Source organism: Rhodoferax sp., from assembly GCF_023701345.1.
Lineage (GTDB): Bacteria > Pseudomonadota > Gammaproteobacteria > Burkholderiales > Burkholderiaceae_C > Rhodoferax.
Genome location: NZ_JAMPXE010000083.1, coordinates 1 through 15,307 on the forward strand (window position 1 = coordinate 1; position 15,307 = coordinate 15,307).

At 62.8% G+C, this 15,307-nt stretch carries 19 protein-coding genes; 5 read left to right on the forward strand and 14 right to left on the reverse strand.

All coding sequences use genetic code 11. The features are described 5' to 3' along the window. Together NDI87_RS11775 and dmpG are read left to right on the forward strand one after the other, a co-directional pair. Positions 1–992: acetaldehyde dehydrogenase (acetylating) (locus NDI87_RS11775; RefSeq protein ID WP_296275416.1), on the forward strand; the 992-nt coding region annotated here is incomplete at its 5' end. 17 nt (positions 993–1,009) lie between these two features. Further along, positions 1,010–2,032, forward strand: a complete 1,023-nt coding sequence (dmpG, locus tag NDI87_RS11780) for a 4-hydroxy-2-oxovalerate aldolase (protein WP_296275417.1) — start codon at positions 1,010–1,012, stop codon at positions 2,030–2,032. A gap of 22 nt (positions 2,033–2,054) precedes the next feature. On the opposite strand, the gene NDI87_RS11785 is transcribed toward dmpG, so the two are convergent. Together NDI87_RS11785 and NDI87_RS11790 are read right to left on the reverse strand one after the other, a co-directional pair. Further along, the gene (locus NDI87_RS11785) at positions 2,055–3,494 is read right to left on the reverse strand and encodes an FAD-binding oxidoreductase (RefSeq protein WP_296275418.1); all 1,440 of its coding nucleotides are present in this window, start codon (positions 3,492–3,494) and stop codon (positions 2,055–2,057) included. Then, positions 3,475–3,927, reverse strand: coding sequence for a DUF2069 domain-containing protein (locus tag NDI87_RS11790; protein WP_296275420.1), 453 nt, complete (start codon positions 3,925–3,927; stop codon positions 3,475–3,477). Before NDI87_RS11790 ends, NDI87_RS11785 begins: the two co-directional genes overlap by 20 nt. Before the next feature lie 21 nt (positions 3,928–3,948). Between NDI87_RS11790 and NDI87_RS11795 the strand changes: the two genes are divergently transcribed. Then, positions 3,949–5,187: a YihY family inner membrane protein gene (locus NDI87_RS11795; protein WP_296275421.1), complete on the forward strand. Its 1,239-nt coding sequence runs from the start codon at positions 3,949–3,951 to the stop codon at positions 5,185–5,187. Positions 5,188–5,260: 73 nt separating this feature from the next. Beyond that, positions 5,261–5,509, forward strand: a complete 249-nt coding sequence (locus NDI87_RS11800; protein ID WP_296275423.1) for a DUF3297 family protein — start codon at positions 5,261–5,263, stop codon at positions 5,507–5,509. Between the two features lie 15 nt (positions 5,510–5,524). Here the strand turns inward: NDI87_RS11800 and NDI87_RS11805 are convergent, their stop codons facing one another. The 12 genes from NDI87_RS11805 to nifV are packed head-to-tail and all read right to left on the reverse strand — an operon-like array spanning position 5,525 to position 14,798. Next, positions 5,525–5,794: an RnfH family protein gene (locus NDI87_RS11805; RefSeq protein WP_296275425.1), complete on the reverse strand. Its 270-nt coding sequence runs from the start codon at positions 5,792–5,794 to the stop codon at positions 5,525–5,527. Further along, complete coding sequence (locus NDI87_RS11810; protein WP_296275426.1) at positions 5,791–6,480, reverse strand: electron transport complex subunit E; 690 nt, start codon at positions 6,478–6,480, stop codon at positions 5,791–5,793. The genes NDI87_RS11805 and NDI87_RS11810 overlap by 4 nt, the downstream gene beginning before the upstream one ends. Next, positions 6,477–7,148: an electron transport complex subunit RsxG gene (rsxG, locus tag NDI87_RS11815; RefSeq protein ID WP_296275428.1), complete on the reverse strand. Its 672-nt coding sequence runs from the start codon at positions 7,146–7,148 to the stop codon at positions 6,477–6,479. Before rsxG ends, NDI87_RS11810 begins: the two co-directional genes overlap by 4 nt. Beyond that, entirely contained in the window at positions 7,145–8,230 is a 1,086-nt protein-coding gene (locus NDI87_RS11820; protein ID WP_296275429.1) for an RnfABCDGE type electron transport complex subunit D, read from the reverse strand. Before NDI87_RS11820 ends, rsxG begins: the two co-directional genes overlap by 4 nt. After that, positions 8,227–9,741: an electron transport complex subunit RsxC gene (rsxC, locus tag NDI87_RS11825; protein ID WP_296275430.1), complete on the reverse strand. Its 1,515-nt coding sequence runs from the start codon at positions 9,739–9,741 to the stop codon at positions 8,227–8,229. Before rsxC ends, NDI87_RS11820 begins: the two co-directional genes overlap by 4 nt. Before the next feature lie 12 nt (positions 9,742–9,753). Continuing rightward, the gene (locus NDI87_RS11830) at positions 9,754–10,326 is read right to left on the reverse strand and encodes an RnfABCDGE type electron transport complex subunit B (protein ID WP_296275432.1); all 573 of its coding nucleotides are present in this window, start codon (positions 10,324–10,326) and stop codon (positions 9,754–9,756) included. A gap of 1 nt (position 10,327) precedes the next feature. After that, positions 10,328–10,906, reverse strand: a complete 579-nt coding sequence (rsxA, locus tag NDI87_RS11835; RefSeq protein WP_296275433.1) for an electron transport complex subunit RsxA — start codon at positions 10,904–10,906, stop codon at positions 10,328–10,330. Continuing rightward, positions 10,903–11,451, reverse strand: a complete 549-nt coding sequence (locus NDI87_RS11840) for a SoxR reducing system RseC family protein (RefSeq protein WP_296275434.1) — start codon at positions 11,449–11,451, stop codon at positions 10,903–10,905. The genes rsxA and NDI87_RS11840 overlap by 4 nt, the downstream gene beginning before the upstream one ends. Next, positions 11,448–12,473 carry an FAD:protein FMN transferase gene (locus tag NDI87_RS11845; protein ID WP_296275435.1) on the reverse strand — a complete coding sequence of 342 codons (1,026 nt, stop codon included), beginning with the start codon at positions 12,471–12,473 and terminating at the stop codon, positions 11,448–11,450. Before NDI87_RS11845 ends, NDI87_RS11840 begins: the two co-directional genes overlap by 4 nt. A 14-nt stretch (positions 12,474–12,487) precedes the next feature. Then, positions 12,488–12,826 (reverse strand): nitrogenase stabilizing/protective protein NifW, encoded by a 339-nt coding sequence (gene nifW / locus NDI87_RS11850; protein WP_296275436.1) that lies wholly within the window; start codon positions 12,824–12,826, stop codon positions 12,488–12,490. Positions 12,827–12,831: 5 nt separating this feature from the next. Then, entirely contained in the window at positions 12,832–13,632 is an 801-nt protein-coding gene (gene cysE / locus NDI87_RS11855; RefSeq protein WP_296275437.1) for a serine O-acetyltransferase, read from the reverse strand. Between the two features lie 8 nt (positions 13,633–13,640). Beyond that, positions 13,641–14,798 carry a homocitrate synthase gene (gene nifV / locus NDI87_RS11860; RefSeq protein ID WP_296275439.1) on the reverse strand — a complete coding sequence of 386 codons (1,158 nt, stop codon included), beginning with the start codon at positions 14,796–14,798 and terminating at the stop codon, positions 13,641–13,643. Positions 14,799–15,047: 249 nt separating this feature from the next. Between nifV and NDI87_RS11865 the strand changes: the two genes are divergently transcribed. Continuing rightward, positions 15,048–15,307: transcriptional regulator (locus NDI87_RS11865; RefSeq protein ID WP_296275440.1), on the forward strand; the 260-nt coding region annotated here is incomplete at its 3' end.

Below are 15,307 nucleotides of genomic sequence, written 5' to 3' on the forward strand. Positions count from 1 at the left end.
AAAAAATCAAATGCGCCCTGATCGGCCCCGGCAACATTGGCACCGACCTGCTGGCCAAGCTGCAACGCAGCCTGGTTTTGGAGCCGGTCTGGATGGTCGGCATCGACCCCGAATCCGACGGCTTGAAACGCGCCCGCGACATGGGCATCAAGACCACCTCCGACGGTGTCGACGGCCTGGTGCCCCACATGCTCGCCGACGGTGTGCAAATCGTCTTTGACGCCACCAGCGCCTACGTGCACGCCGACAACAGCCGCAAAGTCAACGCCCAGGGCGCCCTGATGATCGACCTCACGCCGGCGGCCATCGGCCCGTTCTGCGTGCCGTCGGTCAACCTGGTCGAACACGTGGGCGGGCTGCCGCCGGGCCGCTCCCAAGGCAGCCCAGCCCCCTCGGGGGGCAGCGGACCACGCGCAGCGGGGGAGCGTGGGGGCCTTTTGAACGAGATGAACGTCAACATGGTCACCTGCGGTGGCCAGGCCACCATCCCCATGGTGGCAGCCATCAGCCGCGTGCAAGCGGTGGCCTACGGCGAAATCGTCGCCACCGTGGCCAGCAAGTCCGCCGGCCCCGGCACCCGCAAGAACATCGATGAATTCACCCGCACCACCGCCAGCGCCGTGGAAAAAGTCGGCGGCGCAAAAAAAGGCAAGGCCATCATCATCCTGAACCCGGCCGAGCCACCATTGATCATGCGCGACACCGTGCACTGCCTCACTGAATCTGAGCCTGATCAGGCCAGGATCACCGAGTCGATCCACGCCATGATCAAGGAAGTTCAAAAGTACGTGCCCGGCTACAGATTAGTCAACGGCCCGGTCTTTGACGGCAAGCGTGTCTCTGTCTTCCTGGAAGTCGAAGGCCTGGGCGACTACCTGCCCAAGTACGCTGGCAACCTCGACATCATGACCGCTGCCGCGGCCCGCACGGCAGAAATGTTTGCCGAAGAAATCATTGCCGGTCGGCTCACGCTCAAAGCCACGCAGGCTTGAACCCCCAGGAGAACACCATGACACACACCCGACAAATCACCCTGCATGACATGACCCTGCGCGACGGCATGCACCCCAAGCGCCACCTGATGACGCTGGAGCAAATGAAATCCATCGCCTGCGGCCTCGATGAGGCCGGCATCCCGCTGATCGAAGTGACCCACGGCGACGGCCTGGGCGGCTCCTCGGTCAACTATGGCTTTCCGGCCCACACCGACGAGGAATACCTGGGTGCGGTCATCCCCTTGATGAAGCAGGCCAAGGTCTCGGCCCTGCTCTTGCCCGGCATCGGCACCGTCGACCATTTGCTGATGGCCAGGGACCTGGGCGTGGCCACCATCCGTGTGGCCACCCATTGCACTGAAGCCGATGTGAGCGAACAGCACATCACCAAGGCGCGTGCGCTGGGGCTGGACACCGTGGGCTTTTTGATGATGGCGCACATGGCCAGCGCCGAGAAGCTGGTGAGCCAGGCCAAATTGATGGAAGGCTATGGCGCCAACTGCATTTACGTCACAGATTCAGCCGGCCACATGCTGCCCGGTGATGTCAAAACCAAGCTTGGCGCGGTGCGTGCAGCCTTGAAGCCCGAGACCGAACTGGGTTTCCACGGCCACCACAACCTGGCCATGGGTGTGGCCAACTCGATCGCCGCCATTGAAGTCGGTGCCACGCGCATTGATGCGGCCGCGGCCGGCCTGGGCGCGGGTGCCGGCAACACGCCGATGGAAGTGCTGGTGTCGGTGCTCGACCTCATGAAAATCGACACCGGCGTCGATGTCTACAAGATTCAGGACGTGGCTGAAGACCTGGTGGTGCCGATCATGGACTTCCCGATCCGCATTGACCGCGACGCCTTGACGCTGGGTTATGCCGGTGTTTATGGTTCTTTCCTGTTGTTTGCCAAGCGTGCCGAGAAGAAGTACGGCGTGAGTGCCCGCGACATTCTGGTCGAGATGGGCCGCCGCGGCATGGTGGGCGGGCAGGAAGACATGATCGAGGATACCGCCATGACGCTGGCGCGGGAACGCAGGAATTAAGCTGGCAAGCGGCCCGACCGGGCTAGGCGCTGAGCCGCACCACCCGCCCCGGATTCATCAGGTTGAGCGGGTCCAGCGCCTGCTTGATGGCGCGCATGGTTTGCAAGGCCACGGGGGATTTGTAGTGGCTCAGGTGATCGACCTTGAGACTGCCCACGCCGTGCTCGGCCGAAATCGAGCCGCCATGCGCCAGTACCGCGTCAAACACGATCTGGTTCACGCGGGCTTCCTGCTCCTGCAAAAAGACTGCCGCATCCTGCCCCACGGGCGCCTGCACGTTGTAGTGCAGGTTGCCGTCGCCCAGGTGGCCGAAGTTGACCAGGCGCACGCCGGGAATGGCTTGTGCCAGCTGGGCATCGGTGCGGGTCACAAAGGTGGCAAAAGCGGACACCGGCACCGAAATGTCGTGCTTGATGTTGAGCCCCTCCTGCGCTTGCGCCAGCGGAATGCTCTCGCGAATCTGCCACAGGGTTTGCGCTTGCGCCAGGTTCTCTGCCACCACGGCATCGGTCACACAACCCTCTGCCAGTGCGGCTTCCAGCAGGCTTTCCAACTGGCTTCTGGCGTGGGTTTCGGACTCGGCATCGGCGTTCTCCAGCAGCACGCAAAAAGCGCTTTCCTGGAAGAGCGGCACGCGCAAGTTATCGAAGTGCCTGGCCACCAGGCTCAGGGCAAACTGGCCCATCATCTCGAAGCCGGTCAGGCTGGCGCCCAGGTGCTGGTGCGCCAAACCCAGCAGTTGCACGGCCGCTTCCATGGATGGCACGGCAGCCCAGGCGGTGAGCTGCGCCTTGGGCAGCGGATAGAGCTTGAGCGTGGCGGCGGTGATGATGCCCAGCGTGCCCTCGGCACCGATGTAGAGATTTTTCAGGTCATACCCGGTGTTGTCCTTGCGCAGGCCGCTCAGACCCTGCCAGACATCGCCTTGCGGTGTCACCACCTCCAGACCCAGGCACAGGTCACGCGCGTTGCCGAAGCGCAGCACCTGCGTGCCGCCGGCGTTGGTGCCGAGATTGCCGCCAATGGTGCACGAGCCCTCGGCCGCCAGACTCAGCGGAAACCAGAAACCTGCAGTCTCGGCCTGCTCTTGCACCGCCTGCAAAATGCAGCCGGCCTCGACCGTCATCGTCAGGTTGGCCGCATCGACGCTGCGCACCGCATTCATGCGCTGCAGGCTCAGCACGATTTGCCGGCCGGTCTCGTCGGGTGTCGAACCCACCACCAGGCCGGTGTTGCCGCCTTGCGGCACGATGCTCAAACCGCTTTCGGGGTGCTGCGTCAGGAAGTCAGCGCAGGCTTTGACCACTTGCGCGACCTCGTCGGTGCTGGCCGGGCGCACCACGGCCAGCGCCTTGCCGTGGCTGCGCTTGCGCCAGTCCTGGGTCCAGGCGCTCAGGTCGCCTTCGGTCAGGACATGGGCGCTGCCAACGATGGCTTTGAGTTCAGAGAGCAGGTTTTGCATGGCTGGTCGCAGGGGGTGTCGTGGTTTCGATGGCCGGGTCAACTGCCTTGACGGCGTTTTTGAGTCGCAGCCGCACATGCAGCGCGCAGGCGGTAAACAGGGTCAGGCACAGGAAAACCTCCACCATGGCCAGATAGTTTCCTGGTGCGGCGTCGCTGTACGCGCGCACCGCGCCTTCGGTAAAGTACAGCCACACCAGCAAGCTGACCCAGCGGTAGGTGTACATGCGGTTTTTCAGCAGGCCCGCCAGCGGCACGCACAGCGGCAGGACCTTGAGTGCCAGCCAGGAGCCGCCCGGTCGCAGCGGGGCCAGCAGCAGTTCCCAGGCCAGTCCCAGGGCAATCAGCCCCAGCAGGCTGCCAACTGCCAGAATTCGGGTCAAAGCCACGCTTGGGGTGGCCGGGGTAGGGGAAGAGGTGCGAAAAGTGTTCATGACGGTGGCATCATAGCGGCCATGAGCTCACCACCCACCGTACGCATGGCCTGGCCCCAGAGGCTGGATGTCTTTTTGAATGATCTGTCCCATTTTCCCTGGAAAAATACCGCCCACACGCTGCGCGAGCGCTTCCGGGAAGACCGTTTGGGGCTCACCGCCAGCAGCCTGACCTTTACCACCACCATTGCGCTGGTGCCGCTGGTCACCGTGCTGCTGGCGGTGTTTACCGCGTTCCCGATGTTTGCCAAGTTTCAGGGGGTGCTGCAACAGTGGTTGATCCAGAGCCTGATCCCGGACAATATTGCGCGCCAGGTGCTGGGCTACCTGACGCAGTTTGCCGGCAAGGCCAGCAAGCTCGGCGGTGTCGGTTTTGCTGTTTTGTTGATCACTGCACAGGCTTTGATCTTGACGATCGACCGCACCTTGAACGCCATCTGGCGGGTGCGCAAACCGCGCCCCTTGGGGCAACGGGTGTTGGTGTATTGGGCGGTGATGACGCTTGGCCCCATATTGCTGGCACTCAGCTTGAGCCTGACGTCTTACGCACTGTCTGCTTCCAAAGGGCTGGTGGGCGGGTTGCCGGGTGGTGTTGGGTTGCTGCTGGAAAGCCTGCAATTTGTGCTGCTGGCCTTGGGGCTGGCTGCGCTCTACCGTTATGTGCCCAACACGCGGGTGCGCTGGGCCCATGCCTGGGTCGGGGGGCTGTTCGTGTCGGTCGGTTTCGAGGCGGCCAAAAAGCTGCTGGTGATCTATCTGGGCAATGTGCCGACGTATTCGGTGCTGTATGGCGCTTTTGCCACCTTGCCCATCATGCTGATCTGGATCTATGTGGGCTGGGTCATTGTGCTGCTGGGGGCGGTGATTGCGGCCTATCTGCCGAGCTTGCTCAGTGGTGTGCAGCGCCGCGTCAATGCCCAGGGCTGGCAGTTTTTGCTGGCCATTGAGGTGTTGCAGCAGTTGGCGCCCTTGCGGGCCAGCATGGACAAGGGCTTGACCATGTCCGGCTTGTCGCAGTGGCTCAAGGTCGATGCGTTGCAGCTTGAGCCCGTGCTGGAGGCTTTGGTGGCGCTGGACTGGGTGGGGCAGTTGCAGGAAGAGCGCGATGATGGTGAAGCGCGTTACGTGCTGCTGGCCAACCCCGACACCACATTGCTGGAGCCGTTGCTGCAGGCCTTGCTGCTGCAGCACGAGCCCAGCACCCGCAATTTATGGAAAAACGGGCGCTGGGAATTGATGACACTGCGCGACGCGTTGTGAGGGGTCCGGAATTTCCTGCTGCCGAATGTTGGAAAATAGGCGCCTGTTCACCTTCATTCATCCTGAGAACTTCATGACCGACACGCCACAAAAGCCCGAGCTCCCCGACCACCTGTCCGCTGACGCGCGCAGTCCGCACCACGTCGCGGCTGTTTTTGAGCATGACATCGGCATCCGGCTCAACGACAAGGAGCTGTTCAACGTTGAGGAATATTGCGTCAGCGAAGGCTGGGTCAAGGTGCCCGCCGGCAAGACGCGCGACCGCAAGGGCAACCCGCTGCTGATCAAGCTTAAAGGCAAGGTGGAGGCGTTTTACAAGTGAATGGATGGTGATGCTTCATTCGTCGTTGTCTGTGTCGCCCCGCAAGGCCATCGGGTCTGCGGTGATGGGCCGGTATATCTCAACCCGCTGACCCGCCTCCAGTCGTGCTTCCAGGGCGATGGTTTTGCCAAAGACGCCCACCTTTTGGCTGCTCAGGTCCAGCCCTGGAAAGGCGCGAGTAATGCCACTGGCCTCAATTGCATCGCGCACGGTGGCTTGTTCCGGCACTTCCACATCGAGCCAGGTTTGGCGCTCAGGCAAGGCATAGGTGACACTGACTTTCATGATGCAGCCGCGACAGGTTTGGGCGAATGACACGAGGCCTCTTGCACGCGCTGTGATGGTTGTCTTGCATCCATGGCCCGCTTGGCCGCGATCATCAAGCCCAGCACAATAAAACCGCCGGCGGGCAGGATCATGACCAGGGCACCGGCACCGGGGTAGACGCGAATCTCCAGCGCGCCCATGGCTGGCCCGAGCAGCGTTGAGGCACCGGAGAACAGCGTGCCGCTGCCGCCAATTTCGCGCAAGGCACCCATCAGCGTCAGGGCCAGGGTGAACCCCGCACCCATGGCCAAACCATCCAGGGCCGACAAGGCCACGCTGTTTTTGCAGGCAAAGGATTCGGCACGGCCCAGAATCAGGCAGTTCACCACAATCAGGGGAATGAACAAACCCAGCACCTTGTGTAATTCGTGCAGCCAGGCGTTCATGGCCAGGTCAACAATGGTGACCAGGGTGGCAATGATCAACACAAATGCCGGTATGCGGACTTCGTCGGTGATCAAGCCGCGCAGCAGTGCCACCAGCATGTTGGAGGCGATCAGCACCGCCATGGTGGCCATGCCCATGCCCAGGCCCTGGGTGGCTGCCGATGTCACGGCCAGGGTCGGGCACAAGGACAACATCTGGCTGAACACCACATTGTTGCGCCACACACCATCAACAAGGATGTCTCGGGATGAGCTCATGGGGAAACCTCCTGTAAAAGGGCTTTGCGGTGGGCGGCAAACAGTCGCAACCCGTCTCGAACGCCGTTGACCACCGCCCGTGGTGTGATGGTGGCCCCGGCAAACTGGTCAAATGGCCCGCCATCCTTTTTGACGGCCCACTGGGCATCAGGCGGATCACCCAATGACTTGCCGGTAAAGCGGGTGATCCAGTCGGAGCGGGTGACTTCAATTTTGTCGCCCAGACCAGGCGTTTCCGTGTGTTTCAGGACCCGCACACCGAGCAGCTTGCCACTTTCGTCAATTCCCAGCAGCACCCTGATCTCGCCGCTGTAGCCTTTGCGGGAGGCCTCAAACGCCACGCCGGTCACATGCCCCGCCTTGCGTGCCTGATAGACCAGCAAGGGCGTGCCGTCGAGTTGCAGTTGCACCGTGTCAGCGGCAGGGTTGTTGTCGTGGATGCTGGCCGGAATCACCTGCTCCAGAGAGTGACGCAGGTCTTCCAGGGCACTTTGTTTGATCGGCTCCCGGGTCAAACCATAGGCCACCGCCAGCAACAAGGTGGCCGCCAGTGAAAAACCGCCGAGCACCAGGGCATGTTTACCACCAGCGAGAGCCAGCAGCGCACTCAGACGGGCGATCCTGGGAGCCTTGGGGGCGAGGGATGGTGTGTGATCGGTGGCGCTCATATGTGGATCCTGGGTTGGGCCTTGGCTTCCAGAGATTTGCCGCGGCGACTGCGACCAAACACGCGGGGGCGCAGGCCACGGTCAATCAGCGGCACCAGCGCATTCATGAGCACCACCGCAAAGGCCAGGCCTTCCGGGTAGCCACCCAGTGCACGAATCACCCAGGTCAGCGCACCGATGCCAGCGCCAAACAGCAACTGGCCACTGCGCGAGACGGGCGAGGTCACGTAGTCGGTGGCGATAAAAAATGCGCCCAGCACCGCCGCCCCGGACAGCAGGTGGATGGGCATGGAGGCAAACCGGGCCGGGTCCAATGCATTGGATATCGCCGCCAAGGCCCCCAGCGTGCCCAGCAGGGCGAGAGGGATATGCCAGGAGATGATGCGCAACATCAGCAGCAGCAGGCCCCCCGCCAGCAGCAGTCCGGCAGAAGTTTCGCCCATGGAGCCGGACTCTTGGCCAATGGCCAATTGTTGTGACGAGGGTAGCTGCTCAGACGTCTTGACCACTGGCACTCCGCGTGACAGCTCGGTTTTCAGGGTTCCCAACGCGGTGGCGGCACTCATGTGTTCAGGTATCGGTGTGTGGCCGCTCACAATCGCCAGTGCCTGACCGAAGGAGGGGGCCGCGTCACTGCCGAAGGGTGCCGGTGCGACCCACAGCGTTAACTGCACCGGAAATGAAATCAGCAGCACGATGCGGGCGACCATGGCGGGGTTGAACAGGTTCTGACCCAGACCGCCAAACAGATGTTTGCCCAGCACAATGGCCGAGATGCTGCCCAGCACCCCAATCCACCAGGGGGCCCAGGGTGGCAGGCTCATGGCCAGCAACCAGCCGGTGAGCAGCGCCGAACCATCAAAAAGGCGGGTGCTCGGTTGTTTCAGCAGCGCCAGCATGGCGGCCTCAGAAGCCATGGCACTGCCCAAGGTGATGGCGAACAACATTACCGCAGGCCAGCCATACAGCCACAAGCCATAGGCCGTGCCAGGCATCAGGGCCAGAATGACCCAGACCATGGTTCGGGTCACGGTGTTGACCGTGTGCGTGAAAGGTCCGGCGCGGTTGGCCAAGGTACTCATGTGGACTCCTCAAGCAAGCGCTGGTCTGCATCAGTTGTTTCCGTGGCGGCGGCTGCTGCTGCTGCCGCCGCCGCTTTGGCGGCCTTGCGCGCGGCAGAGGCGGCCTTTTTGATTTCAGCCTCGCGCGTCGTGCGCTCGTTGCGGGCTTGAATCAGCGAACGGATGCGGTCTTGCCGACGCGCGTCGCGGTCGAGGGCATTCAACTTGCCATTGGCAAAGCTGAAGTAATGCGCCAGAGGAATGTGCGACGGACAAATGAATGAACAGGAACCACAGGCGATGCAGTCCTGGCTGCCAATGGCTTTGGCCCCCTGCAAATCCCCTCGCTTGATCAATTGCGCCATCTCAACCGGAACCAGTCCGGCGGGACAGGCGGTGACACACTTGCCGCAGCGGATGCAGGGGGACTCCGGACCTTCGTTGATTTCAGCGGCGGTGAGCGCAAGAATTCCGCAAGAGCCCTTGACCACCGGTGCGTGCACCGATGGCAGAGCTGCTCCCATCATGGGGCCGCCGCCGATCAGCAGCGTGGGCACCGGATGCAGCCCGCCGCAAAAAGTCAGCAGGTCTTCCACCGAGGTGCCCAGTGGCACTTCCACATTGGCCGGTTCTCGCACACCAAACCCTGACACCGTCACCACGCGGCTGATCAGGGGCTCACCCCGCCGGATGGCGGAACTGACCGCGCGTGCGGTGGCCACGTTGTGAACCACGGCACCGACCTCGGCGGTACGCTTGTCGGCAGGGGTTTCCCGCCCTGTCACCGCCATCAGCAGGTGCTGCGCCGAGCCCATGGGAAAGCGGGTGGGAACCGTCACCACGCTGATACTTCTGTCGGCGCGGGCGGCCTCGCGCATGGCCTTCACGGCCTTGGGCTTGTTGGCTTCAATGGCAATGATGATCTGCTGAACGGCCAGCGCATAAGCCATGATGCGCACACCGTCGATGATTTCGTTGGCGGCTTCCTGCATCAGGCGGTCGTCACAGGTGATGTAGGGCTCGCACTCGGCACCGTTGATCACCAGGGTGTCAATGCTGTGTTTGTAGCGCATGTCGAGCTTGACCGCTGACGGAAAGGCTGCGCCGCCCAAGCCCACAATACCGGCGGCGGCCACGCGCTCACTCAGCTCCTTGGGGGTGACCGGCAGGGGAAAGTCGTCGGTGATGGGTCGGGCCAGTTCGGCCCAGCGGTTTTCGCCATCGGCCTCGATCACCACCGTGGGCTGGGTCAGTCCCGACGGATGCGGGGCCATGCGGTCCTCGATGGCGATCACCGTGCCGGAGATGGAGGCGTGCACATTGGCCGAAATACCGCGTCCGGCCCGCCCGATCAGCTGACCTTTGCCCACCCATTGACCAACCTCGACCACCGGTTCAGCCGGGCTGCCCACGTGCTGCTGCAAGGGGATGCACACGCGTTTGGGTGGCGGCATGCGCACAATGGGGTTTTCGCTGCTCAACTCCTTGCGGTAGCTGAGCTTGACGCCACCTCGAACCTGAAAAAGCTTCATCGCAGTGTCCTTTCAGCCGACTACCACGCGATGTTTGGCGGTGGGCTTGGGCCAGTGCCAGGTGGCCAGTGTGGGCATCACGGGCTTCATCACAATGGCTTGGGTCGGGCATTCGATTTCACACAATCCGCAGGCATAACAAGCCTCGGGCAACACAGTGTGCATTTGCTTGAGGGCGCCCACGATGGCATCCGAGCCACATTTGCGAATGCAGCGTGTGCAGCCAATGCAGCGTTCTTCATCGACCCAGGCCACGGTGGGCAAGGCGGTGTCGGCCCCATCCACCGCCAGGCGCACACCGATCAGTTCGGCCACACGTTGCGCTGTGGATGCACCACCCGGCGGGCAGACATTGGGGGCGGCCCGCCCGTCCACAATGGCCGCCGCCGCCTGTTTGCATCCGGCGAAACCGCATTGCGCACAGTTCGAGCCAGGCAGGATGGCGGCAACCGCCTCGGCACGGTCATCGACCGGTGCGGCCAAATAACGCGCCGCCACACCCAGCACCACGCCCAGGCCCGTGCCCAACAAGCCAATGGCAGCCACCGCCTGGGCAGCATGCGTCATCATGATTGAATCGATCACATCAGCCTCCCAGTCCGGCAAAACCCATGAACGCCAGCGACAAGACACCGGCCGTGATGAAACCGATCGGTGCGCCCTCGAAGACCTTGGGCACGTCGGCGATGGCCAGGCGCTCACGCAGGCCGGCAAATATCACCAGCACCAGACCAAAACCTGCTGCCGTGCCAAAACCACGCAACAGGCTGGTGACAAACCCATGGCCGCCCTGGATCGTCAGCAAGGCCACACCCAGCACCGCGCAGTTGGTGGTGATCAGTGGCAAATAGACCCCCAGCGCCTCGTACAGCGGCGGTGAGATGCGGCGAATCACCATCTCGGTGAACTGCACCACCGCAGCAATCACCAGAATGAAGGTCATGGTGCGCAGGAAGGACAGGTCCAGCGGCCCCAACAGCAGCGCTTCGGCCACCCAGACAAAGCCGGTGGACAGCGTCAACACGAAGGTGGTGGCCAGTCCCATGCCCATGGCGGTGTCGATGCGCGATGACGTGCCCATGAAAGGGCACAGACCCAAAAACTTGGCCAGCACCACGTTGTTGACGATGGCGGTACTCAATAACACGAGTAGAAAATCTTTCATCTCTGGCTCCGTTGCTGGATCGCGGGAATGGTGATGCGCTGCAGCGCGCCAGCGTTGACGGCCTGACGGCTGGTGGCGCATGAAGCGCCGGAGGCCGGCAGGGCACGCCCCAGCACCACCGGCACCAGGCTATCTCGCCAGCGCCGTGCCAGTAAGCTGGCAGCCGCGACACCCACCAGCAGGCCGGCAAGTGCGGCCACGATGGCTACCACATTGCCCGCCCCCTGCAGGGCGCCGGCGGCCATCAACATCGTGAGCAAGGGCATGGCGTAGGACGCAAGTGAGGCGCGGGTGAGTGCGCTGCGGTCCACTCCAATGTGCACGGTGTCACCCAATGCCAGGGGTGCCTGACCCGCACCCAGGGCGCGAGGGACACGCCAGCTGGCGGCGGCTTGGCTGCTGCCGCCGCCGCAGGCGCTGCGGGTGGCGCAGCTGCCGCAAGCGGCCGGCTGCTCGGCAGCGAGCCAAACCTGGTCACGGTCCACCGCGACCACACGGGCCAGTCCCTCGATCAAGGCCCCATCGGATTCGTGCTGTGTGTTCATGACAGTTCGCTCACTGCACCCGTTTGGTCGATGCAAATGGCACGGCAACCCGGCTGGGTGCGCAGCAAGGCCAGGCGCGCGGGAAGGTCGTGGTTTGGAATCAGCGCCAGCGTGGTCGACAAAGCATCTGCCTGGGTGGCGTTGGGGGCGACCACGCTGACACTCTCAAAAGCGGGTGCCGTGTGACCGGTGTGCGGGTTGATCAGATGGGTGTAGTGCCCGGCTGCGTCCAGCATCGTGCCATAACCACCCGACGTGGCCACCGCCTGGTCAAACACCGACAAGGTGTGCAAGGCCTGGCTTGGCTCGCGCGGATCTGCCAGTCCAATTTGCCAGGCCGAACCATCGGGCTTGGCCGCCACGGCGCGTGGTTCACCCATGTCCACCAGCATGTGGCTGAAGCCATGGGAGCGCAACACTTCGCTGCAGCGGTCGGTGATGAAACCCTGCGCCACGCCGTTGAGCGTGAGGCCCATGCCGGGGCGGGCCAGCGTGACCGTGGAGCCTGCCAGGTGTACGCCGCGCCAACCAACCAAGGCCTTTGCCGCCATCACTTTGTCCATGGCGGGGGGCTGCGTGTTGCCACCCATCACAAAGTGCTCAAAGTACAAATTCCAGAGCGGCTGGACACTGGGGTCGAACACGCCGTGTGACAACTCGGCCATGTTGAGTGCCGTGCGCAACAACGCGGTCAATTCGGGGGGGGCGTTGTCCACATGGCCCGCGCGGTTGAGTTTTGAGAGCCATGAGTCAGCGCGAAACAGGCTGAACATGTCCTCCAGTCGCGAAACCTCGGCCAGCGTTGCGCGTAATGCAGCCTGTGCTCTTGGTGTGTCGCCCCCGTGGTAAAGCACCAGCGAAGTCGAAGCGCCCATGGCCATGCCTTCCCAGCGCAGCGGGGCGGCATCGGCGTTTTGCTGGATACGCCAGCCAGCCAGTGGCAGCACGGCGGCCATCAGCAACAGCCGACGCCGACCCACTGGACGCGGCTTGGGTGCCGCAGGTGTGGTGGAGTGGTTCATACGTGTAACCTTTCTCAAGCCAGGGCCTGGCGTGGCAACGATGACCTGAGGCTGTCCAGCGTCACGTGCTGGCGGCCATTGACATCCTGAAACACCTTGAACACTTTTTCCTGCGCAGGCGTTGATTTGACAAAGTCCGCGTAAGCTTTGACCAGTTGCTCGCGGTATTGGGTGAACAGACCGACTTCATCGGTTTGCGCCAGCAGGTTTTCCTGGCGGATGTACTGAAAAAACCGTTTCAGGATATGCAGGCGGCTGACGTTGACCACCCCCTGATCGAACGGCACACCAAAGTACTGCAGAAAATCTTCTGCGGAAGACAAGGCCTTGAGTTGTTGAAGAAAGGTTTCCATGGGGTTTACTCCAAGGTGGTGGTTTGAGTTTGGGCGCGTTTGAAACCGGGCTCGGTGCAGTGGTCATCACAGACACCGCAGGGTGCCTCTGGGGTGGCAAAGAGTGGTGCCTGGGGCTGAGCAGCCAGCTCCAGTTGCGCCACCCGGTCCAGCAGGCAGGCAATGGCCTTGCCCACCGGGTCCGGAATCAGGTGATGGTCCAGATCGAACCCATGGGTGGCGCGGCGGCTTGGCGCCACCACGCGACCTGGAATACCGACCACCGTGGTATCTGCAGGAACGGCATCAATCACCACCGAATTGGCCGCAATACGGACCCGGTCGCCCACCTGGATCGGCCCCAAAATTTTGGCCCCGGCGCCCACCACCACCTGGTTGCCCAGCGTGGGGTGGCGCTTGCCTGCGCGCCAGCTGGTGCCACCCAGCGTCACACCGTGGTAGAGCGTGACGTCGTCACCCACCACGGCGGTCTCGCCAATCACGATGCCGGCGCCGTGGTCAATGAAAAACCGTTTGCCAATCAACGCCCCCGGGTGAATGTCCACATGGGTCCACCAACGGGCCATGAAAGACACCCAGCGCGGCAGGTAACGCCAGCCACGCCGCCACAAGGCATGTGCCATGCGGTGCAGCGCAATGGCGTGGACACCGGGGTAAATCGTCCAGGCCTCCAGCAGGCTGCGGGCGGCCGGGTCACGGTCCAGCACGCAATGCACATCGTCAAACACCAAAGACCACCAGGAGGGTGTTGTCGCCTCATGCGCAGAGGTCTGCGGTGCGGCTTGAGCGAGGTCCTGGGTGTTCATGTCCGGCCTCATGCCACCATGCCAACCGTGTGAGGCGCCGTCATTTCAAGCGACTCCAGCAAAAAACTGTGCAACTCGTCTGGTGTCGCCTCCTGCTTGACACGCATGGCGTGGTCGCGGATGCGGGTCAGCAGCCGCGCCGTGAGCGCGTCGTCGTCCAGTGCCACGCCCAGCAAACCATAGGCCTGGCGCACTGCCTGCGAGCCCGAATGCTTGCCCAAGACGGTCCGGCGCTGGCGGCCCAGTTCCGACGGGTCAAAACTCTCATAGGTGGCGGCGTTTTTCAGCAGGCCATCGATGTGAATGCCCGATTCGTGCGTAAACACGGCCTCGCCCACAATGCTCTTGTTGAAAGCTACCTGGCGACCCGAGGCGCGCGCCACCAGGCAGGAGATGGCCACCAGCGCCTGCGTGTCCACGCCTGTGTTGGCATGGTGCAGGTGGCGCACGCCCATCACCACCTCTTCCAGCGCCGCGTTGCCGGCGCGTTCGCCCAGGCCGTTGACCGTGGTGTTGGCATGGGTGGCACCGCCGCGCAGGGCGGCCAGGGTGTTGGCGGTGGCCAGGCCCAGGTCGTTGTGGGCGTGCATTTCGATCTCGATGTCCACCGCCTCGCGCAAACGTGCCAGCGCCTCATAGGTGGTGAACGGGTCGAGCACGCCCAGCGTGTCGGCAAAACGAATCCGGCTGGCACCGCAGGCTTGGGCGCGCCGGGCCACCAGTGCCAGAAAGCCGGCGTCCGCGCGTGACGCGTCCTCAAGACCCAGTGAAATCTTGCGGCCGGTGGCAACGGCTTTTTCAATCACCTGGGTGACTTGCGTCAGCACCCATTCACGCGGCTGGCGCAGCTTGTGCTGCAGGTGAATGTCAGACACTGGAATCGACAAGTGGACAATGTCGGCCTGGCAGCGCATGGCACTGGCCAGGTCGGCATCGGTCAGGCGGCCCCAGACCATCAGCGCGGCGGGCAGCGCCAGCGCGGCGATGGTGTTGATGCAGTCAATCTCTTCGTCGCCCATGGCGGGAATGCCAATTTCCATTTCCGGCACACCCGCTGCAGCCAGTGCGCTGGCAATGGCGCATTTCTCGTCGACCGTGAAAGCAACCCCGGCGGTTTGCTCGCCGTCGCGCAAGGTGGTGTCATTGATGATGAGGTTCAGAGGCATGGTGTGGCTTCCTTTGCATCTGTACTGCAAGGTGCATGCCATCTGGTTTTGGGGCTTTTTGCCCCTGCCAACAGGGCTTATCGGGCCGGTTTGTCGGGCTTGATGCGGGCTGCCCGGCTGGGCGACGAACAGTGCTTGTCGGGAATGTGCTGTTTCGTACAGGAGGTCGCCGTCGATGCGGTCGCCCACTTCGAGAAATAGAACGTCTGCGCTGGTCCGGTTATATACGTCTAAAGCGTACAATTGGTCATGAAGTACGAGTTCATTGAATCCAGTCTGTTTTCCAGGATGGTGTATGACTATCTCACCGAAGATGACTACACCGCGTTTCAGCAGTTCTTGCTGGAGCACCCTGAGACGGGTGATGTGGTGCGGGGCTCGGGCGGTGTGCGCAAGGTGCGCTGGGCACGTGCTGGCACAGGAAAGTCAGGCGGGGTGCGGGTGTGCTACTACACGCGCAATGCAGCCGGGCAGATTTTGTTGCTGCTGATTTATGCCAAAAGCGTGCG